The organism is Gallibacterium faecale (assembly GCF_027920745.1).
GTDB classification, from domain to species: domain Bacteria; phylum Pseudomonadota; class Gammaproteobacteria; order Enterobacterales; family Pasteurellaceae; genus Gallibacterium; species Gallibacterium faecale.
In genome coordinates, this window is sequence record NZ_JAQIBB010000090.1 from 49,027 (window position 1) to 71,533 (window position 22,507).

24 protein-coding genes and 1 pseudogene are annotated in these 22,507 nt (G+C 37.5%); 3 read left to right on the forward strand and 22 right to left on the reverse strand.

Features of this window, described 5'->3' with window-relative positions; all coding sequences use genetic code 11:
• Positions 1-23: 23 nt before the first annotated feature.
• The 16 genes from PF272_RS10120 to PF272_RS10195 form a co-directional block, all read right to left on the reverse strand.
• Positions 24-1,427 carry a DHA2 family efflux MFS transporter permease subunit gene (locus PF272_RS10120; protein WP_271142661.1) on the reverse strand — a complete coding sequence of 468 codons (1,404 nt, stop codon included), beginning with the start codon at positions 1,425-1,427 and terminating at the stop codon, positions 24-26.
• Between the two features lie 5 nt (positions 1,428-1,432).
• Positions 1,433-1,939: a molybdopterin-guanine dinucleotide biosynthesis protein MobB gene (mobB, locus tag PF272_RS10125; protein WP_065236801.1), complete on the reverse strand. Its 507-nt coding sequence runs from the start codon at positions 1,937-1,939 to the stop codon at positions 1,433-1,435.
• 260 nt (positions 1,940-2,199) lie between these two features.
• Complete coding sequence (gene ccmI, locus PF272_RS10130) at positions 2,200-3,102, reverse strand: c-type cytochrome biogenesis protein CcmI (RefSeq protein ID WP_271142662.1); 903 nt, start codon at positions 3,100-3,102, stop codon at positions 2,200-2,202.
• On the reverse strand, positions 3,099-3,566 hold the full coding sequence (locus PF272_RS10135) for a cytochrome c-type biogenesis protein (protein WP_271142674.1): 468 nt from the start codon (positions 3,564-3,566) through the stop codon (positions 3,099-3,101). The genes ccmI and PF272_RS10135 overlap by 4 nt, the downstream gene beginning before the upstream one ends.
• Positions 3,563-4,129 (reverse strand): DsbE family thiol:disulfide interchange protein, encoded by a 567-nt coding sequence (locus tag PF272_RS10140; RefSeq protein WP_271142663.1) that lies wholly within the window; start codon positions 4,127-4,129, stop codon positions 3,563-3,565. The genes PF272_RS10135 and PF272_RS10140 overlap by 4 nt, the downstream gene beginning before the upstream one ends.
• Complete coding sequence (locus PF272_RS10145; protein ID WP_271142664.1) at positions 4,122-6,080, reverse strand: heme lyase CcmF/NrfE family subunit; 1,959 nt, start codon at positions 6,078-6,080, stop codon at positions 4,122-4,124. Before PF272_RS10145 ends, PF272_RS10140 begins: the two co-directional genes overlap by 8 nt.
• Positions 6,077-6,613, reverse strand: a complete 537-nt coding sequence (gene ccmE / locus PF272_RS10150) for a cytochrome c maturation protein CcmE (RefSeq protein ID WP_271142665.1) — start codon at positions 6,611-6,613, stop codon at positions 6,077-6,079. Before ccmE ends, PF272_RS10145 begins: the two co-directional genes overlap by 4 nt.
• The gene (gene ccmD, locus PF272_RS10155) at positions 6,610-6,822 is read right to left on the reverse strand and encodes a heme exporter protein CcmD (protein ID WP_065234115.1); all 213 of its coding nucleotides are present in this window, start codon (positions 6,820-6,822) and stop codon (positions 6,610-6,612) included. The genes ccmE and ccmD overlap by 4 nt, the downstream gene beginning before the upstream one ends.
• A 16-nt stretch (positions 6,823-6,838) precedes the next feature.
• A complete protein-coding gene (locus PF272_RS10160; protein ID WP_271142666.1) occupies positions 6,839-7,576 on the reverse strand; it encodes a heme ABC transporter permease in 738 nt (245 codons plus the stop codon).
• Positions 7,577-7,596: 20 nt separating this feature from the next.
• Positions 7,597-8,259 carry a heme exporter protein CcmB gene (gene ccmB / locus PF272_RS10165; RefSeq protein WP_065234113.1) on the reverse strand — a complete coding sequence of 221 codons (663 nt, stop codon included), beginning with the start codon at positions 8,257-8,259 and terminating at the stop codon, positions 7,597-7,599.
• 6 nt (positions 8,260-8,265) lie between these two features.
• Entirely contained in the window at positions 8,266-8,913 is a 648-nt protein-coding gene (gene ccmA, locus PF272_RS10170; protein WP_065234112.1) for a cytochrome c biogenesis heme-transporting ATPase CcmA, read from the reverse strand.
• 295 nt (positions 8,914-9,208) lie between these two features.
• Complete coding sequence (locus PF272_RS10175; protein WP_271142667.1) at positions 9,209-10,393, reverse strand: XylR family transcriptional regulator; 1,185 nt, start codon at positions 10,391-10,393, stop codon at positions 9,209-9,211.
• A 52-nt stretch (positions 10,394-10,445) separates the two neighbouring features.
• Positions 10,446-11,795: an exodeoxyribonuclease VII large subunit gene (gene xseA, locus PF272_RS10180; protein WP_413789448.1), complete on the reverse strand. Its 1,350-nt coding sequence runs from the start codon at positions 11,793-11,795 to the stop codon at positions 10,446-10,448.
• 3 nt (positions 11,796-11,798) lie between these two features.
• Positions 11,799-12,998, reverse strand: a complete 1,200-nt coding sequence (locus PF272_RS10185) for a ribosomal protein uL16 3-hydroxylase (RefSeq protein ID WP_271142676.1) — start codon at positions 12,996-12,998, stop codon at positions 11,799-11,801.
• Between the two features lie 18 nt (positions 12,999-13,016).
• Complete coding sequence (locus PF272_RS10190; RefSeq protein ID WP_065236830.1) at positions 13,017-13,316, reverse strand: RnfH family protein; 300 nt, start codon at positions 13,314-13,316, stop codon at positions 13,017-13,019.
• Positions 13,303-13,743, reverse strand: coding sequence for a type II toxin-antitoxin system RatA family toxin (locus PF272_RS10195; protein WP_065236829.1), 441 nt, complete (start codon positions 13,741-13,743; stop codon positions 13,303-13,305). The genes PF272_RS10190 and PF272_RS10195 overlap by 14 nt, the downstream gene beginning before the upstream one ends.
• 113 nt (positions 13,744-13,856) lie before the next feature.
• Between PF272_RS10195 and birA the strand changes: the two genes are divergently transcribed.
• On the forward strand, positions 13,857-14,795 hold the full coding sequence (birA, locus tag PF272_RS10200; RefSeq protein WP_271142668.1) for a bifunctional biotin--[acetyl-CoA-carboxylase] ligase/biotin operon repressor BirA: 939 nt from the start codon (positions 13,857-13,859) through the stop codon (positions 14,793-14,795).
• 67 nt (positions 14,796-14,862) lie between these two features.
• Here birA and PF272_RS10205 read toward each other — a convergent pair.
• Positions 14,863-15,063, reverse strand: a pseudogene (locus PF272_RS10205) (xylulokinase); the annotation flags it as partial.
• 20 nt (positions 15,064-15,083) lie between these two features.
• Here PF272_RS10205 and PF272_RS10210 point away from each other — a divergent pair.
• Positions 15,084-15,437 carry a transposase gene (locus PF272_RS10210; protein ID WP_271142670.1) on the forward strand — a complete coding sequence of 118 codons (354 nt, stop codon included), beginning with the start codon at positions 15,084-15,086 and terminating at the stop codon, positions 15,435-15,437.
• Between the two features lie 20 nt (positions 15,438-15,457).
• The gene (locus PF272_RS10215; protein WP_271142677.1) at positions 15,458-16,276 is read left to right on the forward strand and encodes an IS3 family transposase; all 819 of its coding nucleotides are present in this window, start codon (positions 15,458-15,460) and stop codon (positions 16,274-16,276) included.
• Positions 16,277-17,299: 1,023 nt separating this feature from the next.
• Here PF272_RS10215 and manA read toward each other — a convergent pair.
• From manA to manX, 5 genes are all read right to left on the reverse strand, one after another.
• Positions 17,300-18,496, reverse strand: coding sequence for a mannose-6-phosphate isomerase, class I (gene manA, locus PF272_RS10220; protein ID WP_271142671.1), 1,197 nt, complete (start codon positions 18,494-18,496; stop codon positions 17,300-17,302).
• A gap of 3 nt (positions 18,497-18,499) precedes the next feature.
• Entirely contained in the window at positions 18,500-18,985 is a 486-nt protein-coding gene (locus tag PF272_RS10225; protein ID WP_065234730.1) for a DUF986 family protein, read from the reverse strand.
• Positions 18,986-19,525: 540 nt separating this feature from the next.
• The gene (locus PF272_RS10230) at positions 19,526-20,362 is read right to left on the reverse strand and encodes a PTS mannose transporter subunit IID (RefSeq protein ID WP_065234734.1); all 837 of its coding nucleotides are present in this window, start codon (positions 20,360-20,362) and stop codon (positions 19,526-19,528) included.
• Between the two features lie 14 nt (positions 20,363-20,376).
• Entirely contained in the window at positions 20,377-21,180 is an 804-nt protein-coding gene (locus tag PF272_RS10235) for a PTS mannose/fructose/sorbose transporter subunit IIC (protein WP_065234729.1), read from the reverse strand.
• A gap of 22 nt (positions 21,181-21,202) precedes the next feature.
• Complete coding sequence (manX, locus tag PF272_RS10240; RefSeq protein WP_271142672.1) at positions 21,203-22,207, reverse strand: PTS mannose transporter subunit IIAB; 1,005 nt, start codon at positions 22,205-22,207, stop codon at positions 21,203-21,205.
• Between the last annotated feature and the right edge of the window lie 300 nt (positions 22,208-22,507).

Consider the following 22,507-nt stretch of genomic DNA (forward strand, 5'->3'; position numbering starts at 1 on the left):
TTCATTATAACTAAATAGCATAACTATTCTGTTGTGTTGCCTTTATGATGCATTGCCTCACCAACATCTGCCCTTAAACAGATAAATGTCAGCATAGATAACACACCAAAAACAGACAAAGTAAAGAAAGTATTACTAAAACTTTGCAACAACGCATTTTGTGCTGCATGGTGATGATATAAATTAAGTACCACCGAAGCAACAGCAATTCCTAAACTTATCCCAATTTGTTGCACAATACTTAATAATGTTGTCCCCGCACTTACCTGATCATCCTTTAATTCACTCACCATCAACGTATTCACACTCGAGAATATCATTGAAATACAAGCACCATAGAACATAATAATTAGGATACTAAAAATCAGATTTTGGCTGTAACCAATTAATCCTAACCCAATGACTGCAAAAGTCAGCAATACACTTGCACTAATTAACGTCCGTTTATAGCCAAACTTAGCCAATAATCGTGTAATGATTGGTTTCATAATAATTGAGCTTACTGCTAAAGGAACCATTAACATCCCAGCTTGATCCGCTGGATACCCTAACCCAATTTGCAACATTAATGGTAATAAAAATGGTACACCAGAAGCCGATAAACGAATTAACAAATTCCCGATCATACTGAGGGTAAATGTACGATTAAAAAACACTGAAAGCGGGAATAATACGTTACGTTTTCCTTTTGCATAGAACACATAACAAGCTAAACAACATAATCCGATTAAAATAAACATTGTTGCTGATTCTCGATCTCTATTGGCTTCACCCACGAAATCTAAGCCAAGCGTTGCTAATACGATCCCCCCAGAAAAAAGAATAAAGCCAACACGATCAAAGCTAGTTTGTGCACCAATTAAATTAGGCATATAAAAACGGGCAAAGAAAATCCCTAATAAACCGACCGGAATATTAATTAAAAAGATCCAATGCCAAGAAGCATAAGTGACTAACCATCCCCCTAATAACGGCCCTAAAATAGGTCCTGTCAATCCTGCCATTGCCATTAAATTCCAAGCCGAAAGTAATTCTGTTTTTGGCACCGCTTTAATTAAAGTAAGCCGAGCAACCGGCATCATCATTGCGCCGCCGATCCCTTGGACAACACGTGATAAAATCAGAATATCTAAACTACCTGATATAGCACAAAAAACCGAGCCTAGTACAAAAAGTAGAACTGAATAACGAAACACAGTTAAGGTTCCAAAACGATCCGCCAACCAACCACTTAACGGCATAAATAGCGCCACTGTTAAAGCATAACTAATCACCGTTAATTGCATATTTAATGGTGATTCATGCAGATCATGGGCAATCATTGGCAATGCCGTATTCAAAATGGTTACATCTAAGGTTTGCATAAAAAATGCAAATGATGCAATCCAAGCTAAGCCACGGTGTTCTTTACTTAATTCAGAAGCCATATTTATTATTTTTCCTGTAAATGGCGATAAAATTTCACAATAAAATCAGCAATTTGCTGTGGTTGGTTAATATCAAGTATTGGTAATGAAATTGATGGTAATGTGTAATCTAAAGCTAAGCCAATAATGTGCTGATCAAATTCAGGTAACGCTTTATCTAGCTCTTTACGATGCAACATAATTTTAGCGATAGGTTCCTGTTTAAAACCTTCAACTAAAATTAAATCAACCCGTTCTGGATCAAACTGCTTTGCTAAATAATCCAGTGTTACTGGTTGTTCAGTTTCAGTCATCATTGCCCAGCGTTGATCACAAGTGATAACTACCTGTGCTGCTCCAGCTTCTTTCATTCGCCAACTATCTTTCCCTGGTTTATCGAATTGCACATTATGGTGAGTATGCTTAATTACCGCTGTACGGACTCCCTGTTCAATTAATAGTGGCAACAATTTTTCTAATAAAGTCGTTTTTCCTGTACCACTATATCCAGTAATACCGAGCATTGGGATCATAGATTTCTCCTTTGATAATAGGCGATATCCACTGTGTAAGTTTGCAATAAAAATAACAAGCTACAACAGTCTATTCATCTTGTCTATGGTTATAAATAAAATAAAACTTATTTTGTATTTTACGAATCGGATACTTTTCTATCCAAGAAAAGGCAACATATTGGATAAGTCTTAAACTATTGAGATATTAGAGTTTGTGAATATAGCCCTTTATCATCACTGAAAAAGGGCTACGCTATATATTTATCTAAATCAACACACTATTTCTGTGGCTGCTGGCTCTGTTCCTGGCGTTGTAATTCTTGACGTGCATTATCAATACTACGTTCCAATAAAGCACGTTTTGGATCATCTTTTGGTAATAATTGTAACATCATATTCCAACTGACAATCGCCATTTTAAAATCACCGCGTTGGAAACTATCAAACGCCAATAAACCTAATGCATCTGAATTAGTATGATCTTGACGAATGACTTCCGATAACAATGTACGTCCTTTGCTATTATCGTTTTGATCTTGTGAAAACATCAAAATTCTTGCATAGGCTAATTTATAGGTCGGATCATTAGGCATTAGCTGATAAGCTCTAGCATAAGCGTCCATCGCTAATTGTGCTTTATCAGTTGCCATTCCCATTTGTCCTAATAACCACCAGCGTTCTGCATTATTTGGATTCTTTTGCAAATCCTGACGTAATGCCACAATAAATTGTTCTAACTCACTATCGGAAAGGGGTTTCTTTTGTTCATCTTGCAGACGTTCAAATAATTGAGGCAATTTCTGATATGACTGTTCCAACATATCTTGCATCCGCCATGACCCTACTGCAAAATAACTTGCTCCAGCAATCGCCAATAACAATAAAAAAGCAGTTACAAACCAAACTTTGCCAAAATGTTGTTGCGACTCCTGTTGAGGCACAGCATGACTTGGAATATCGTTTAATAAGGTTTGTTGTAATTCTGTTTTTAATTGTTGTTCATTATCCAATAAGCCTTGTTCTGCAGCTTGTTCGATCTCTTTAATCCGATCGAAATAAAAAGCTTTATTAAATGAATCTCGTTGCACACTTTTTTGCACATTTACTTTACGTAATAACGGAAAAAAGCAAATTAACGCAATAACTAACGTTAATCCTAATGCACTTAACCAAAAACTCATTGATCTTTTTCCTTCTCTAATAATTGTTGCAAACGTGCTTGTTGCTCAGCATTCAAAGTGTCTTCTTCTGTTGGTTCTATTGGTAAAGATTGGCGTCTGCGTAATAAAATCACAATACCAACCAACAATAATGCAACAGGTGCAATCCATAAAATAATGGTTCCTGCGGTTAATGGTGGGTCATAAGTAACAAAATTCCCATAACGAGCAACCATATAATCGACAATTTCTTGTTTTGTTTTCCCTTGTTGCAGAAGCTCTAATACTTTCGCTCGCATATCAGTTGCCACCAATGCATTAGAATCCGCAATATTATTATTCTGACATTGTGGACAGCGTAGCTCTTGGGTTAATTGATGATAAGTTTGCTCCTCTGCTGTGGAACGAAAATGCAGCGCTTCAATCGCCGCAAAACTGGAGATACTCACCATAAAAATAGATACACTCACTAAGAGTTTCTTTATTTGGCTGAACATACTTCCTCCGCTGCATATTTTTGATAGAGAGGTTGTAATTTTTCTTGCCAAACTTGCTGATTTACATCACCTGCGTGGCGATAACGGATAATACCTCGGCAATCAATGACAAACGTTTCCGGTGCCCCATATACACCAAGATCTAATCCGAAACTACCTTTTTGATCATCAATAACTTCTTGATAAGGATTACCTAAGTCACTCAGCCATTTTTTCGCTTTTTCAGGATCATCTTTATAGTTGATCCCAATAATGGTAATACCTTGTTTAGCCAGTTGGTTTAAATATTCATGCTCCGCATAACAGGTTGGACACCATGTCGCCCAAACATTGAGTAATAACGGTTTGCCTTGTTTAAATAAACTAACTTGATACTGTTTTTGAGGATCAAACAGATCGACTGCTGTTGTAGTTAATGGAACTTCTTTTCCCACTAATGCAGATTCTAACGCTTTTGGATCATCGCCTTGAGCATTCCGAATCAACGCAACCATAGCCACAACAACAAACAAACCAAAGATAATTAAAGGAAGATATAATTTTTTATTCATGATTTACCCCTTTAATTAATTTACTGAAACGATAACGGCGATCAAACATACATAATCCACCACCGAGAGCCATCAACAAACCACCAAACCAGATCCAACGGATAAACGGTTTATAATATAAACGTACTGCCCAAGCACCATTATCTAAACGCTCACCTAGTGCTGCGTATAAATCTCTCGTAATACCACCATCAATAGCAGCTTCACTCATACTCATCCGACTCACTTGATAAAAACGTTTTTCTGCCGCTAATGTTGTAATCAATTTTTGCTGATTACTGACTTCAATGACTGCAGTAGCACCGAGATAATTTGGTCCATTACTCTCTTTCACTTGGCTAAACTTAAAGTCATAACCTGCCACATTCACACTATCGCCCACATTCATTCGTACATCTTTCTCAATACTAAAGTTTTGGCTAAATGCAATACCAAATACCGTCACTGCAACGCCAATATGTGCTAAGAACATTCCCCAATGTGATCGTGATAATTTACCTAGTCCTTGCCAGAAGTTAGTACGGTGGGTAGCGCGTTGTTGTAATTCATACAAACTTAATAAGGCAATAATGATGGTCATCATCGTGCCAAGCACTACACTCACTGTAATACGATTCGCAATCACAAATGGTAAAGCAAAGCCTAATAACGCCATCACCACAACACTAATCACTACTGGCTTACGAATAGATGAAAATTGATCACGTCGCCATTTCACTAATGGTCCAATTCCCAACAATAACGAGAATGGCACCATAATAATTAAAAACATTTGATCAAAGAATGGTGCACCAATTGAGATTGATCCTAAACCTAACTGTTTATGAACTAATGGCAATAACGTTCCTAACACAACAACAGCTAATGCTGTCATTAACAGTACGTTATTTAATAACAACATAGACTCTCTGGAATAACGTTGGTAGTTATCACGAGAACGGATCTCTTTGCCTTTATAAGCATATAAACTGAGTGAACCACCAATAACCACCACTAAATAAGCGAGAATAAATAAGCCTCGTGTTGGATCAGATGCAAATGCGTGTACAGAAACCAAAATGCCTGAACGTACTAAGAATGTTCCTAACAGACACAATGAGAAGACTAAAATCGCTAGAAGTACCGTCCACGCTTTAAAACTACCGCGTTTCTCGGTTACCGCTAATGAGTGTAATAACGCTGTTCCTGCTAACCATGGCATAAATGAAGCGTTTTCAACGGGATCCCAGAACCACCAGCCACCCCAGCCAAGTTCATAATAAGCCCACCAAGAACCTAATACGATCCCCAAAGTAAGGAAACACCAAGCAGCTAAAGTCCAAGGTCTAGACCATCTTGCCCAAGCCGTATCCAAATTACCACTCATCAAGGAAGCAATAGAAAACGCAAATGCAACAGAAAAACCAACATACCCCATATACAATAATGGTGGATGGAAAATCAAACCAATATCCTGCAACATTGGATTTAACTCTTTACCATCAACTGGAAAATCAGGGAAAGTGCGTGAAAACGGATTTGAGGCAAAGATCACAAAGACTAAAAAGCCAATACTGATCATTCCCATTACTGCTAGAACTCGAGCTACAGATTCCTGCGGTAACTGACGGCTAAAAATTGCCACAGCTAGGCTCCAGCAGCTTAATAACCAGATCCATAATAGAAGTGATCCTTCATGTGAACCCCATACTGCTGACAAACGATAATAGATTGGTAGCTGGCTATTTGAGTTATTCACGATATATTGCACACTAAAATCATTGATCGCAAATAAATACATCAAACCAAAAAATGCAAAGGATAGGCTCAGAAATAATCCCCATGCCATTGGTCTGGCCAAGGCAATTAATAATGGATTATTTTGTCGTACTCCCCAGAGAGGGACGATTGTCAATAAAATCGCAATCGCTAATGCTAGAGCTAAAGCATAGTTCCCTAATTCAGCGATCATTTTTTCTCCTCTGTTTTTTGTTGTTCTAGCTGCATTTTGTCACGCTCAGATTCGCTTGTAAGATCTTTAGCTGATACGCCCATTGGATTATGCACTTTCTTCATCTGTTCGCCTAACTCAGGTGGTACATAATTTTCATCATGTTTCGCTAATACTTCACTAGCCACTAAAGTCGTTGGATCTTTTAAGGTGCCTTGGGCAACAATACCTTGTCCCTCACGGAATAGATCTGGCAAAATTCCCTCATACTCCACATCAATTGACGGTCCAATATCATTTAATTTAAATTTCACCTTTAGACTATTTGGATCACGGACTACTGAACCATCTACAACCATCCCCCCAACGCGAATTCGTTGGCCCGGCTCAGGTTTCTGTTCTGCATCATTATTCTTGCCATAAATAACTTCACTCGGGGTATAGAAAAGGTCAATATTCTGACGTAATGCATATAACATTAACCCAGCAGCAATACTAATGCCTATTACCACAAATAATACTAAATACAATCTTGATTTACGGCGTGGGTTCATAGACTGTTCTCCATTGTCTTATGTTGTTTAATTCGTTGTTGGCGTTGCATCTCTTTATTCACTTCTGACAAAATTTTCTTTTTGCCACGATGACTAGTAATAACTAACAAAAGAATGGCAACGAATGAAATTCCATAAGAGAGCCACACATAAAAACCGTGTTGCCCCATTTGCCAAAAGGCACTCCAACTATCAAAAAATGGTGTCATTTTATTATTCCTTTCGTTAATTTTTTTGTGCTAACGCCTGTACCCAAGCTCGTTTCTTATCCGCATTAAGCAGCTCATTACGATAACGCACTACACTTAAATAAATGCTCAATAACATAAAGCCTAAAATGGCTAATAACAGTGGGATCAACATTTCTGTTGCAATAGATGGTTTCTCAAACTTAGTAATACTTGCCCCTTGGTGTAAGGTATTCCACCACTGCACAGAGAAATGAATAATCGGCAAATTAATTACGCCAACAATGGATAAAATCCCCGCTGCTTTTGCCCCAATTGCTTTATCTTGGAACGCACTATATAACGCAATCACACCAAAATAGAGGAATAACAGAATTAATTCAGAGGTTAAACGAGCATCCCATACCCACCAAGTTCCCCAAGTTGGTTTACCCCATACAGCACCTGTTACTAAAGCAAGAAAGGTTAATAATGCTCCAACAGGTGCCATTGCGACCATTGCCAAGTTAGCTTGTTTAATTTGCCACACTAATGCGACAAGCGCTGCTACGGCCATTGAAGCATAAATACCCATTGACCAAATTGCTGTTGGCACATGAATATACATAATGCGGAAGCTATTTCCTTGTTGATAATCAGCTGGTGCAAACGCTAAGCCCCACACTAAAGCGACTATTAATACCAGCAAACTACAAACTCCCAACAGCGGAGCTAACTTTCCACAAATACGATATTGTGTTTCAGGTTTTGCGTATGGATGCAACCATTTCCACATAATCTTTTACCCTATATTTATTAATGCAAACTGACTCTCAGTGCTGCAGCAACCGCAAACGGACAACTTACTAAAGCCAACACCAACATTGCTGCTAAGATTGCTAACTGCCCACCATAACCTAAATGAAGTGCAGCTGAATCTAATACCGCAGCAGTAAAAATTAAAACTGGAATAAATAATGGCACCACCAATAAGCTCAATAATACGCCGCCTTTACGTAAACCAACGGTTAACGCTACGCCTACTGCCCCAATGCAACTTAAAATTGGTGTACCAATAAAGAGGGTTTGGACTAACGCCCACCATACCTCAATATCTAATGAGAGTAATAATCCTGCGATTGGTGATAATAAAATCAACGGAAATCCTGTTAATAGCCAATGTGAAAAGATTTTCGCTAATGCCGTCATCGATAACGGAATTGGCAATAATAGAAGTTGCTCTAACGAACCATCCAAATAGTCATCTTTAAATAGACGCTCAAATGAAAGTAAAGCAGATAATAAAGCAGCTACCCAAACAATACCGGGAGCAATCCGAGAGAGTAATTGTGGTTCTGGTCCAACAACCAACGGAAAAAGCGTAATCACAATTAAAAAAAACCACAGTGGATTTAAAATCTCACTGGGTTTACGCATCGCAATCTGTAATTCTCGTTTGATTATTTCGTAAAAAATCATTTTGCTCTATTCTGTTTCAATAAATTTATATTTCTCTAATTGTACTCTTTGCACAATGTCACTCGGTACATCTTGATGGCTAGTAATAATGACAATACCACCTTGACTTGCATGAAACTCAAATAAATGCGTCAATACCTGTACACCACGTTTATCAATCGTATTAAACGGTTCATCTAAAATCCATAATGGTGCAGTCGAAAGCCATAAACGAGCTAAAGAAACACGTTTATGCTGCCCAGCAGACAACTGACTGGCTGGAATATCTTCGTAACCTAATAAACCAACTACCTGCAATGTTTCCCATAACACTTCTGCTTGTTGGCGGCTCGTTGTTGTCTTTTGAAAAAAATGAAGATTTTCCCAAGCACTTAATTCTGGTTTAATTCCTGCTTGATGACCTAAAAATAGCAAATTTGCATTAAATTCATCTTGTTGCTGCAAAATCGGTTGGTTATTCCAAAGAACTTCGCCTTTTCTCGGACGAGAAAGTCCACTTAAAGCCCGAAGTAAAGTCGTTTTACCAACACCATTATGACCTTCAATTTGTACAAAATCACCACTTTGAAATTGAAGATTAAGATCAGCAAATAAAATACGATCTCCTCGTTGGCAACTTAAATCATTTACCTGTAACTGATTGATTGAATTCATATATTTACTGCTGGCTGACTTGATTAATTTAACGGAGCAGAATTCTAACATAAGCAGGCAGGAGGTGGTATTTTTATCTAAACCTCATTTATACCCATTTAGTAGTAAAAATTACAAAATAAACGGTTAAAAATAGAGGTAACTATTTGATAAATAAAAATATTTACTATAAAACCCATTTCACTTTTTTTTGATCTATCGCAAGGGTAGGTAATTAAGTTTATTTTGTCTTACCACATTTAATATCATCAAAATCAAGCACACTATTATTTAGTTTAACTTCATTAAAATGGTTCTAAATCACTAAATCTGGCTGATATTGTGCTCGATATTCATTTGGTGTTTGTTGAAATTCTTTTTTAAACACAAAATAGAAATATTGAACTGACGGATAACCGCACACTTCCGCAATCTCTTGAATTGCAATTTGCGTATCACTCAATAACTGTTTCGCTTTATTCATTTTTTCTTCGTGTAAGACTTGGTGAATCGTCTTTCCTGTTTCCGTACGGAAACGATTTTCCAAGTTTGAACGCGAAGCTTTAACATAATCCAACACTTGTTCTACTTTAATACCTGAACAAGCGTGTAAACGGATATAATGCAACGCTTGAATAACTAATGGATCTTGAATCGAACGATAGTCCGTAGAAGTTCTTGCCTCTACTCTTAATGGCGCAATCAGCAGCGGAGTATGCTTAATTGGACGCTGTTCAATCAAGGCGTGTAATAATTTTGCCGCTTGATAGCCCATATTTTTTGTTCCTTGTCGTACAGAGGAGAGTGGGACGCGGGAAAAGGCTTGAATTAACTCTTCATTATCAATGCCAATAATACATAGCTGATCTGGAATAGGAATATCTAATAGATCGCAAGTTTGTAATAGATGTCTTGCTCGTGCATCAGTGACGGCAATAATACCTGTATGTTTAGGCAAAGATAATAACCATTCGCTTAGCTCTTGTTGGGCTTGCTGCCAATTTTCAGCGTGGGTTTCATACCCTAAATAAATTTCAGGTTGATAATTATTGTTTGCCATAATCCGTTCAAATACCATTCTCCGTTCGGTTGACCAGTGTTGAAAACCGGGATCGGGCAAACCGTAAAAGGCAAAATGGTTAATTCCTTTACGTTGTAAATGCTCAAAGGCATATTGCAAAATTGCATTATTATCGGTAGCGACATAAGGGATATTCGGTGGGTAATTTTTTTCATCTTGATAAGAGCTACCTACTGCTACCACAGGAATACGGCTATTTAGCAACTCTTTTGCTAATCGAGGATCATCAAAATCAGCAATAATACCATCTAAATTTTGTGGATCTAACGCAAGTTCACGATGCACAAAGTCATCTTCTAAGAATACATTCCAAGAAACTCTAGAGGTTTGAATATATTCGCCAATGCCACTCATCACTTCACGATCGTAAACCTTATTTGCATTAAAAAATAAAGCAATTTGATAATAGGACTTTGACATAATCCCTCCTTTGAGAATACAAAAATGTAAAAATCTAATGAATTAGTTCAGATCACTCCTTGATCTGCTCGACCACACTCACAATCTGCCCATCAGCAGTTCTAGTAATTAAAGATTGTCCAACATTCACTTGTTGCACACTACTTACTACCTGCTGTTCTTCGGTCATTGTCACGGTATAACCACGCTGTAATACTTTTAACGGGCTAACACTGTCTAACCGTCCACTTAATTGAGCAAATTGATAGCGTCGCTGTTGTAATAACCCTTTTAATGCTGCATTTAAACGAAATTGCCACTGCTGTAATGCTTGTCGTTGTAACTGAATATTCGCTGGCAGCGGCACCTGCCATAAACGTTGTTGTAATCGTTGGTGCCGTTGTTTTTGTTGCTGTAAGTAAAGCTGAATACTCTTATATAATCGTGTTTGCAAATAAAGATAATGCTGTTTCTGTAAGGCTAATCGTGCCTGTGGATGTTGATTTTGCAAACGCAAAGTCACTCTTTCCAACCGTTGTTGGCATAAGGCAAATAGACGTGAAAAAGCGTTTTCTAAACGTTGCTGTAAATAATCGATCTTTTGCCATAACTCTTTTTGATCTCGGCTTAGAAGCTCTGCTGCGGCAGAAGGCGTTGAGGCACGTAAATCTGCCACAAAATCTGCAATAGTCACATCGGTTTCATGACCTACTGCACTAATAATTGGAATTGTCGAAGCAAAAATCGCTCTTGCGACAATTTCTTCATTAAAACACCACAGATCTTCTAATGAACCACCGCCACGTCCAACAATTAACACATCACACTCTTGGCGAAGATTCGCAATTTCAATACTGCGAACAATGTCCGCTGCGGCTTCTTTCCCTTGCACTAGAGTAGGATAAATAATTACCTCTAGACAGGGGTTTCTACGGCGTAAAATCTGTAAGATATCGTGTAAGACGGCACCACTTGATGAAGTAATCACGCCAATCCGTTGGCAAATTTGTGGTAAAGGTTGTTTCCATTGCTGTGCAAATAGCCCTTCTGCTGCCAACTTCATTTTTAGCCGTTCAAACTCTTGCTGTAATAAGCCTTCTCCCGCAGGCTGCATACTCTCCACAATAATTTGGTAATCACCTCGAGGTTCATACAAGCTAACACTTGCGCGAACTAATACTTGCATCCCATTTTGTGGTTTAAATGCAACGCGTAAATTACGCATTTTAAACATAGCTGCCCGCACCTGAGCATCATTATCTTTTAACGTGAAATACCAATGCCCGGATACAGGTTGTGAAAAATTAGAGATTTCTCCCGTTAGCCACACTGCGCCTAACTCTTGTTCTAACAGCGTTTTGGCACAACGGTTTAATTGGCTCACTGATAAAATACTTGGACGATTATCCAGATTCATTAGCATAAATTATTCCGTATCTAGCAATAACCAGCCGTTATCTAACCAATCACATAAGCTATCTAACAGCAAATCTAACGAGGTTTCTTCGCTAACATAATGTTGTAAAGTTTGCCAATCTATGGCGTTACCATCTGCGAGTAGGGCTAGCAATTTACATTCCGTCACATTTAATTCATCAATCCATTCCCCATTAATGAAAATGTTTCCCTCGGTGGTATAGATCATTTTGCAATTAGCATCTTGATACAAACGATCACCCGCTTGTAACGCTTCCGCTAATTCATCAGGATAAATACCTTCTTCAGTAGTTAATAAGGAATAACGGCGACTACTTACTGCAGTAGCCACTGCTTGAGTAAATAACGCATCCACTTGATTGGATTCTTGTAATAATGTGATCAGCTGTTGTTTCAAGTTAGCGACATTTTCTGGTGCTAATAATCCGTTTTTTTGCACTATCGGAGATAAACGGAAAGGAATCGCAAAATCGCTACTATTCAGCTGTTCGCTATGATGGACTAATGCTTTACAGAAATTCTCTAAAATATCGCTTGCATTGGGATAACGTAAACCAAAAGAGAAGGTCAAACAGTCACTTTCTGCCACACCATAATGGGATAACCGAGATGGAACATACAATACATCGCCGGGCTGCATAACTTCATCAAGAATTAATTCGCCCATATCATCAAAAATTCGGATCGGTTGATTAGCTTTAAATTCAGTAGAAGGATCACACCATTTACCTAATTGCCAACGGCGTTCGCCATATCCTTGCACTAAAAACACATCATATTCATCATAATGTTTACCCACAGAACCGCCTTTTGGTGCGAACGATACCATAATATCATCACGTTGCCATTGCGGGATAAAAGCAAATGCCTGCCATAACTTACCTAGCTCTGGTGACCATTGCTCTAGATTTTGTACCAATACAGACCACTTTTCTGGCAAATTTTTAAAATCTTTTGCGGTTAATGGGCTCGTTTTTAATTGCCATTTTTCTTCACCGTTACGTTGATGTGTTTGCACTAAACGTGCCGTTACCTCTTCTTCTTGAGCCAATTCAATAATATCTTGCGGTTCAAACATACCGACAATTTGTGGCAAACCTTGGCGTATCAATAATGGCTTTTTTTGCCAATAATCACGTAAAAAGATTTCAGGGGTAATGTCTTTAGGTAAGCAGTATGTGGTCATGATAAATTCCTGATGACTTAGTTATGATTTCGCTTTTTGTTCTTGTTGTTGGGCTGCACGCTTACGGCGAATTTCTTTTGGATCAGCTAATAGTGGACGATAAATTTCCACACGATCGCCCTCACGCAAAATATCAGTCAATTTGGCTAAACGGCCAAAAATGCCCACTTTGTTTTCGCGTAAGTCTATCTCTTGATAGCGTTGTAAGACTCCCGATTGCAAAATTGCAGATTGCACATTACATCCTTCAGGCACACAGATTTTTTTTAAAAAATAGTGTTGGGGTAACGCATAAGTGACTTCGACATTAATTTCTGACATGATAAATCTCCTTAGCACGTTGCTTAAAGGCTTGCACCATTTGTGAGGTTAGTTGTTGGAAAATCTTACCAAACATCTTTTCTACTAACGCATTACTAAATTCAAATTGTAGTTGTAGGCTAATTTGTGAGGAGTATTCATCTAACGGTAAAAAACGCCATTCCCCAGTTAACTGTTTAAATGGTCCTTTTACTAATTGCATCTGAATTGATTGATAAGGCTGCATTGTATTATGAGTAGTAAAAGCCAAACGAATACCTGCTTTACTTACCACTAATTCTGCATCTAATTCATTCCCGTGTTGCTGCAAAGTTTGACTCGCAACACACCCCGGTAAAAATTCAGGATAGCGTTCATATTGATTAACTAATTGATACATTTGTTCTGCACTATGTGGCACTAATGTGGTTTGGGAAACTTTATGCATAATCGTTAGAGGTAAACACAAATGCAGTGTATTATACGCATTTTCACTGGGAATTATAGCGTCAAATAGAGCAATCGCCTTTTACACTGACGGGAATCAATTTAACTTAAACAATGATGAATCAACAACTCTTACAGCAACTTGCAGACGGTAAACCACATCGTTATCAACAACTTAGCCAAACCCTAAATCTTACGGAAGATCAATTACAAAACATCTTAACTGAATTAACTCAACAAGGGATTCAGATTGAACAAACTGAAACAGATTGTATTTGGCAACCGGCAGCGGAATTATTGGATCATAGCTACCTACAACAAACACTACCTAATAATCATTTAATTGTGTTACCTGTCATTGATTCCACTAATCAGTATCTACTGGATCATTTGCCACAGCTTCCTAATAACAGTGTTTGTTTAGCGGAGTATCAAACTGCAGGTCGCGGACGGCGTGGGCGTAAATGGATTTCTCCTTTTGCAGGACAAGTAATTTTAAGTTTTTACCATTGCTTTCCACAACACACCCAACTTTCAGGTTTAAGTTTAGCGATTGGGATTGCAGTGGCTCAGGCATTAACCTCTCTCGGTTATCAACAGGTTCAATTAAAATGGCCAAATGATATTTGGCTGGCAGGGAAAAAACTAGGTGGAATTTTAATTGAGATGAAACAAAATCCTACTTCATTTGATTACCAAGTGGTGATTGGATTAGGGTTGAATATTCATCTTCCACTAGACACTTCGATCGATCAGCCGATTGCTATGTTAAGCCAACAAAAACAAGTAAATCGTAATCAGATCATTGCCCGGCTTATCCAACAGATTAATCAAGTTTTAGCCCAGTTTAGTACACAAGGCTTAGCAGCTTTGCTCATTGCGTGGCAACAATACGACTATTTTTATCAAAAACCAGCTAAACTATTACTTGAGCAACAGCAAATTCGCGGTATTGCGATGGGAATTAATCCGCTCGGTGAGTTACTCTTGCAAACAGAACAAGGGGATATTCAAACTTTTGCTATTGGCGAAATTTCATTAAGGGCTGGGTAATTCCTTATTTCATCAAGCTCTCATCACTTTCCCTTCTTCAAAGTTGAAGAAGGGAAAGAAAGACGTGCTAAAAATATTTCACACGTTGATATAACTGTTTAAATTTCTCGTATTTTGCACGATACAACTTAAATTGTTGTGGATCTGGTAAATAACGCGCCTCTAGTTGTAAAGGCGGACAAAACTCAGCAATAGGTTGTTCTGGATGTAATGCCATTTGCGCTAATTTCGCTGCACCCAATGCAGGCCCCACATCACCACCGAGGCGATTGTAGTGGTACACTAATTTTGCAGTCCTCAATAGGTGGTAAACTATCACAAAAAGAGGACATTAAAATGAAAAGAACATTTAGCTCAGATTACAAAGTCGCCGCAGTAAAATTAGTCACCGAGCAAGGTTATTCCGTTGCCCAAGCCTGTTTAGAATTAGGGATAGGCGAAACGGCCTTACGTCGTTGGATAAAACAAGTCCAAGCCGAAAAACAAGGCTATGTCTTACCGGGGACGAAGCCACTGTCGCCGGAGCAACAACGGATACGAGAACTTGAACAACGGATTAAAATTCTCGAAGAGGATAAAGAAATCCTAAAAAAGGCTACAGCGATTTTCATGTCACTCGAGCGCAACGCTACCAAGCGGTAAAGACATTAAAATCGTATGGAATAAAACGTGTTTGTGCGTTATTTGCGCTTTCAGAGCGGACATATTATGCGAAGAGAAAGCGCCAAGCTAAGCCAAATAACCATTTCGGTTTGGCGGTAGAGATAAAGGCGTTATTTGAGGAAAGTCGAGGTTCGGCAGGGAAGCGAACTTTAAAGGCGAGACTAAAAAGTCAGGGGATTGAGGTCGGATTAGCCTTAATTCGAAAATTGATGAAACAACAGGGATTAGTCAGTAAACAGCCACAAAAACGTTGGCGTCCTGGCACCTCAGAGAAAGCGTCCACATTGTTTAATAATGTATTAAATCGGCAATTTAATCCGTTCTCAGAGACAACGGTGTTATGTGGTGATACCACCTATGTGAAAGTACTGGGGGAATGGCATTATTTAGCGATAGTGATGAATTTAGCACACCGTCAAGTCGTGGGTTGGCGATTGCAGAAACAGCATGATGCAACGTTAGTTGTTGATGCATTAAATCATGCGATGTTGACAACGAAAAGAACGGAGAGGATGTTGTTTCATTCAGACCAAGGCAGTATTTATGGAAGTGAGGCATTTATCCAGTGTGTCAAACAACATGGTTTGATACAAAGTATGAGTCGTCGAGGGAATTGTTGGGATAATGCGCCGATGGAGCGTTGGTTTAGAAGTTTTAAATATGAATGGATGTTAAAAGACGGTTATTCTTCATTAGAAGAAGCCAAGGAAGATATTAAGCGTTATGTGTTTTACTATAACAGAGTGAGACCGCATAGCTATAATCAAGGATTACCGCCAATTTTAGCGAAAAAAAACTATCAAGGACTGCTAATTTAGTGGATCACTACACCCTATAATGATCGCTGAAATTCTAACAACTCTATAAATTTATATAAACAACTAATTTAACTTTTTATTTACTTATCGGTATTTTTAAAACAAGCAATCAATTTATTGCGAGTTATTTTTAAATAAAAATTCAAAAAATAGTATAAAAAATCAAAAAAAGACAAATACGATCCATTATCAATAGAAAAACTCATTAAACACGAATAAGTTATTGATAATAAATAATTTTTTATAAAAATGTGATCTATACAGTGATTTTAATTTTAATTTTTTCACTAATATTTTCTTTCAAATAGTAATTAATTATGGAAATTAACCTAACTCGAAATCAGGTTATTTTTTATACCGATAGGGGGGGGGGTAATTTAAAGAAAACTCCATTTTCCTGTTTATATTTTATTATTAATTTAATTAAAAAAATAATAACATAGTTTAAAATAAATAAATGGTAGTTACTATACTTCTTTTAAGAAGAAGTTTAAAAAAATAATTAAAAATCAATAAGTTAAAATAATAAAACATATTAATAAATATATTGGAGAATAGTATTGAATATATTTTGATCTATTTCTTATCTCCAAAGATAATATGTGTCTATTTTTATCTTTGGAGGAGAGATTGGAGTTTTGTAAAGAGAAAACTTGATATGCATTGCATTAATAATAGGAGTATCCTACCCCGTTTTGGAAAAATTGCGGTAGATCATATCTTCAATATTTCTCTTCCGATTCTACCTTTATCAAGATGAAAAACATATCTTTTGACAAAATCATAAAATTGATACTTTTTATGAATAGATATGCAATATCTTACTTAATTAATGCTACTTATTCTGGGGTAATCAGCGTTAAGGTGTGTGAGTTAAGCGCTACGCCGCGTTTGCTTGGTGAATATGAAGGTAAAATTAATAGAAAGCCCTTCACCTTATATTGTGATTAATGACTAAATTGGAGTTAATCACCTTACGCTCCTTTAGATTATCAAGCAGCGTAAGGCAAGAGAGATGATTATTTATGGCAATTTCGCCACAATGGCATAACCAGATTGTTTACCAACAATATGATAGGCGGTATCCGCTTCAATAAATACGGAATCCCCTTGCTGCAAGGTTAATGTTGTTTCTGCGCTGGAGAGGGTTAAACTACCTTGCATAACTAATAAAATCTCTGCACTCGCTGCAACTAGATCCATTGCAAAATCAGGCTGATAATTTAAGTTCGCTAAAGCAAAGTCTTTACTTGGTGTATGGTAAGTTGTATAGCCGACTTTTTCTTCTGCGGCTGGAATCACTTTCGGCGTAATTTCTGTACAATCAATAATTTTCAGTAACTCTGGAATATCCACATATTTTGGTGTTAGCCCACCACGAATGACATTATCTGAACACGCCATCAATTCAATATTCTGCCCTCTTAAATACGCATGAGGAATCCCAGCATCTTGGAAAATCCCTTCCCCTTGTTGTAAATGGATAATATTAAATAGATAAAAACAGAGTAAGCCAGCATCTAATTTCTCTAGTGGGATCGCCATCGCTTCTAAAGCATAAATTACCCAATAGTCTGGATTATCTAAAGATAAACGCCCTTCACGATATGCCACTTGATTGTATTGGATAATTGGCAATAACCACTGTTCTAATTGCGTTTGAGATGCTTGCATTACCTCAGCATAAAATGCTTTTAATGATTGATTTTCTAATTGCTCCCCTAATGGAACCAATGATGGACGGGCATAGAGGGTTTTAAAAATAGCTTCTTTGCTTTTAAAACCATGTAATAACCAGAAATCAGATAAAGCAATCATCATTTCTGGCTTATGATTATCGTCTTTGTAACTGCGTTTCGGATCTTTTAAATCAATGCCCTCAGCATTTTCTCGTGTAAATCCTTGTTCAGCTTCTTTTTTGGTTGGATGCAACTGGATTGAGAGCGGTTTTACCACATCTAAAATTTTTAATAAATACGGGAGTTTATTACCAAATTGCTGTTGTGATTTTTCCCCCAATACCACTGGATGTGCCGCAATATATTCTGCAAGATTTTCTGTTTTTTCTGCGGTTTCAAGCAAAGACGGTGCGCTAGGGTGCGTACCTAACCACCACTCTGCATAAATTTGATCATCTTGTTTTAATTGAAAAAGCTGTGGAATATACTCTTTTCCACCCCAAATATAATGTTGTGCCTGACCATTAAGGCGATAAAACATAATTTATTTTCCTCCAATTGGTTGGGTAATTCTGCCTATCTTCACTAAAAATTGTAATACCTTCGCAACATCATCTACATCATCAATATAGACGGGTAATTGTTTATTATTCTTGAGCACAATTTGTAGAAACCCATTTTCGCTAATATTGATAGTTTGAATATGTTGATAAGGAATATAAAGATTATTTAAGAAAAAGCCTTCTTGTTTTAATAAAAATACGGGATAACGGATAAAGGCATGATAAATCAATAAAATAGATAACATTACTAATAAATAGATTGTAACAGTTTCTAACCCTTGTGGTAATGCTTGATATACAGCGATCCAGATTAATAGCAACATTACGATGCTTTCTATTTTTAATTTGCGTAATAGACGCACTTTTAGTTCTGTTTTGCCATAGCGTTTATCCATGATGAATTGATCATAGATTGCAAATAGGAGATATAAGAGGATGAGTCCTAGTAGGGTAATGTTAATGATCATATGCGTTTTTTTAGAATTTTAATATTCTTAGCTATTTATTCTCTAATTATTATGTAGTTTTTTCGCTCTAAAGGCATAGTTTTTTAAGTTTCGCCCTAAAAGGCGACCTTCTTTTCTTTGAATTTGCAAAGAAAAGAAGGCAAAAGAAAGCAAACCCTCGCACACTTGCTAATCCTCATTCCAATAAGATTTTCCGGGCGGCAAAAAACAGAGATTTTTCTCACTACGTTCGAAAAAAGATCACTTTTTTTGCCTGAAAATCTTATTTGCATTCGGGCAAGTGTGAGAGGGAACCCATTCAACATTTATTAAGATTTGTAATTAAATTTAGGTTTGTCATCAAACTGCAAAAGCATTAGCTTTTTGAACGTTGCTTGCAACGGCTCGTTAGAGTGAGCAAGCTTGCTTGCGAATACAAGTAGGTCGTCCTTTAGGGCGAAACTTAAAAAACTATGCCTTTAGGGCGAAACCTAAATAAAACAAAAATATCAAATAAACTTTATATAAAACTGGTGGGCTACCGCCCACCAAACTTCATTTTTAACCTAAAATACCTGTTGCTGCACCAATAATACCGATTACAAAAATACCGATAATAATCCAAAGTGCATTAACTCGGTTACGCAATAACCACATACAAGCAAAGGTAAAGATTAATGGCAATAACCCTGGCATTAAGCTATCTAAAATTTGCTGAACAGTGGTCGTTTCTACCGTACCATCTTGTTTTTCAATAACGGAAACCACTAACGGCACATTAATGCTCGTCCATTTTTGGACTAAGGCTCCCATAATAAATAGCCCTAAAATTGAAGCGCCTTCAGTTAATTTTTGCAGTAAACCACCGCTCATATCTTTAACAACATCAAGCCCTTTCTTATAACCATAAGTCACACCATAATAACGTGTTGCTAAACGAACAAGGTTAAATAAGAAGAAGAAAAGTAATGGCCCTAAAATACTACCGCTTAATGCTAAACCAGCACCTAACGCCGCAAATACCGGACGTGCAGTTCCCCAATAAATTGGGTCACCTACCCCGGCTAAAGGTCCCATTAAACCTACTTTAATTCCGTTGATAGCTGCATCATCAATTGGCTTACCGTTAGCACGCTCTTCTTCCATCGCAATGGTAACACCTAACACCGGCGCAGCCACGAATGGTTGTGTATTGAAGAATTCTAAATGGCGTTTAATCGCATCTTTACGTTCTTGAGAATTTGCATCTGGGTATAAACGTTTGATGACTGGCACCATAGAAAATGCAAAACCTAATGCTTGCATACGTTCGAAGTTCCATGAACCTTGGAAAAGGTTAGAACGAAGCACAACTTTGTTTAAGTCGCTTTGAGTTACTTTTTTCATTTCGGTTGTCATTTCTACTTCTCCCATTAATCTAATCTGTTATCAAGATCATTATTGCCAGCTGAAACTACTTGCACCACTTGTTTACTTTGATTGTATTTAGGGTGAAGTTGAATATAAAGAATTGCCATAATTGTACCAAGTACGCCTAATGCTACTAAGTTGAAGTTAGTGAATGCAGCGACAACGAAGCCTGCATAGAAGAATGGCATTAAGTGGCCCGCACGCATCATATTAATTACCATCGCATAACCGACAACGGCGATAATTCCTCCAGCGATTTTCAATCCTGTTGTTACTACTGGTGGAATTGCACTTAATAATGATTGAACGGTATCTGTACCCGCAGTTAAAGCGACAATTAGTGCAGGAATAGCAATACGCATTGCTTGTAGAATTAAAGCACTACAATGTACCCAGTCTAAGCGGTTTAAATTACCATCTTGTACAGATTTATCGGCTAAATGTTGGAAACCTACGGTAATTGCACGAACAACGTAAGTTAATACTTGGCCTGCTGCTGCAAGCGGAATAGCAATCGCAATCCCTGTGGTAATTTCTTGTCCACCAACAATAACTAAGATAGTAGAAACCACAGACGCCAACGCAGCATCTGGTGCTAACGCTGCACCGATATTCATCCAACCTAATGCTAATAATTCTAATGAACCACCAACAATAATACCGGTTTTCATATCGCCTAATACTAAGCCGATTAGGGTACAAGCGATTAACGGACGGTGAGTTTGAAACTCATCCAAAATTGATCCCATCCCTGAAATACAAGCGATGATGAAGATCAAAATAATTTGAATACTAGAAAGTTCCATAGCATTTTCCTTTAGTTAATTATTAAATCAGGTTGCTCTTTTTCAGCAAATCAAGCATATCTTCTTTACGATCATTCGATACTTTACGTACATCAAGCTCAACATTGAGTTCAGCTAACTTCTTAAATGCTTCAATATCTTTTTGATCAACAGATACCGCACTGGTAATTTGTTTTTTACCGTCACGATAAGCCATACCACCAATATTAACGGATTTAATCTCTAAACCTGCTTCAACGAGGAATAATGCATCTGTTGGATTAGTAAATAACAACATCACACGATCTTCATTGTATTCAGGGTTATTGTAAACACGTACCATTTTTTCTACGTTAACAACGTGTGCAGTCACACCCGGAGGAGCAGCTTGTTTTAACATTGTTTTACGCACATCATCTTTATCCACTTCGTTATTAACGACAATAATACGATTAACGCGGCTTTCTTTTGTCCAACGTGTTGCGACTTGACCATGAATTAGACGGTCATCAATACGTGCTAAACCAATCGCCATATGTTTACCAGCAGTTGCAACTTGTGGTTGTTGTGCTGCTGGTGCTGACGCGGCAGGCGCAGTTGGTGCGGCTGGTGCAGCTGCTGGAGCTTCTTCTTTTGCTTGTGGTTTTTGCTCTAATTTTAATGCGCGCACACCACCACGACCGGTTTCAAGCGCAATTTCAGCAAGCTCTTCTAATGATGGATCATCATCACGTGCCATAAATGTTTCTACTAACATCGGCACGTTAACACCTGTTACGACTTCCATATTATCTTTACCGTCTGCTACACGGTTAGCCGCATTGAATGGACTTCCACCCCAAGTATCCACTAAAAACAATACTTGGTCACAATGTGCTAATTCATTTGCTAACTTAACTTGGTATTTACCGATAATGGTTTCAGCGTTTTCGCCTGGCACAAACTCGATAAATGCAACATTTTCTTGTTCCCCGATCAACATTTCTGTTGTACGGAGCAACTGTTCTGCTGCAACACCATGTGTAGCTATGATAATAGCAATACTCATAGGAGCTCCTTAATTAATTTAATTGATAGATAAAATTTCAAATAGAGTATAAAGTGGGCGTAATTTTAAAGAAAAATGAAGAAAAGAGATATAACATAGATCACAAAATTGGAAAAAAAGATGATATTTTGTGGTTTATTTTATTGAAAAAATGTCTATTTCTGCGAAAAAAGTCGAGTGTTCGCAATTTTTTATCAACTTATTAACAATATTTATTTTAAATTTAAAAATAAATATCAAAGTTATTAATTTAAAAGCATAAAAAAATCTCCTGCTTTTGCTAAAACAGGAGATTTTCTA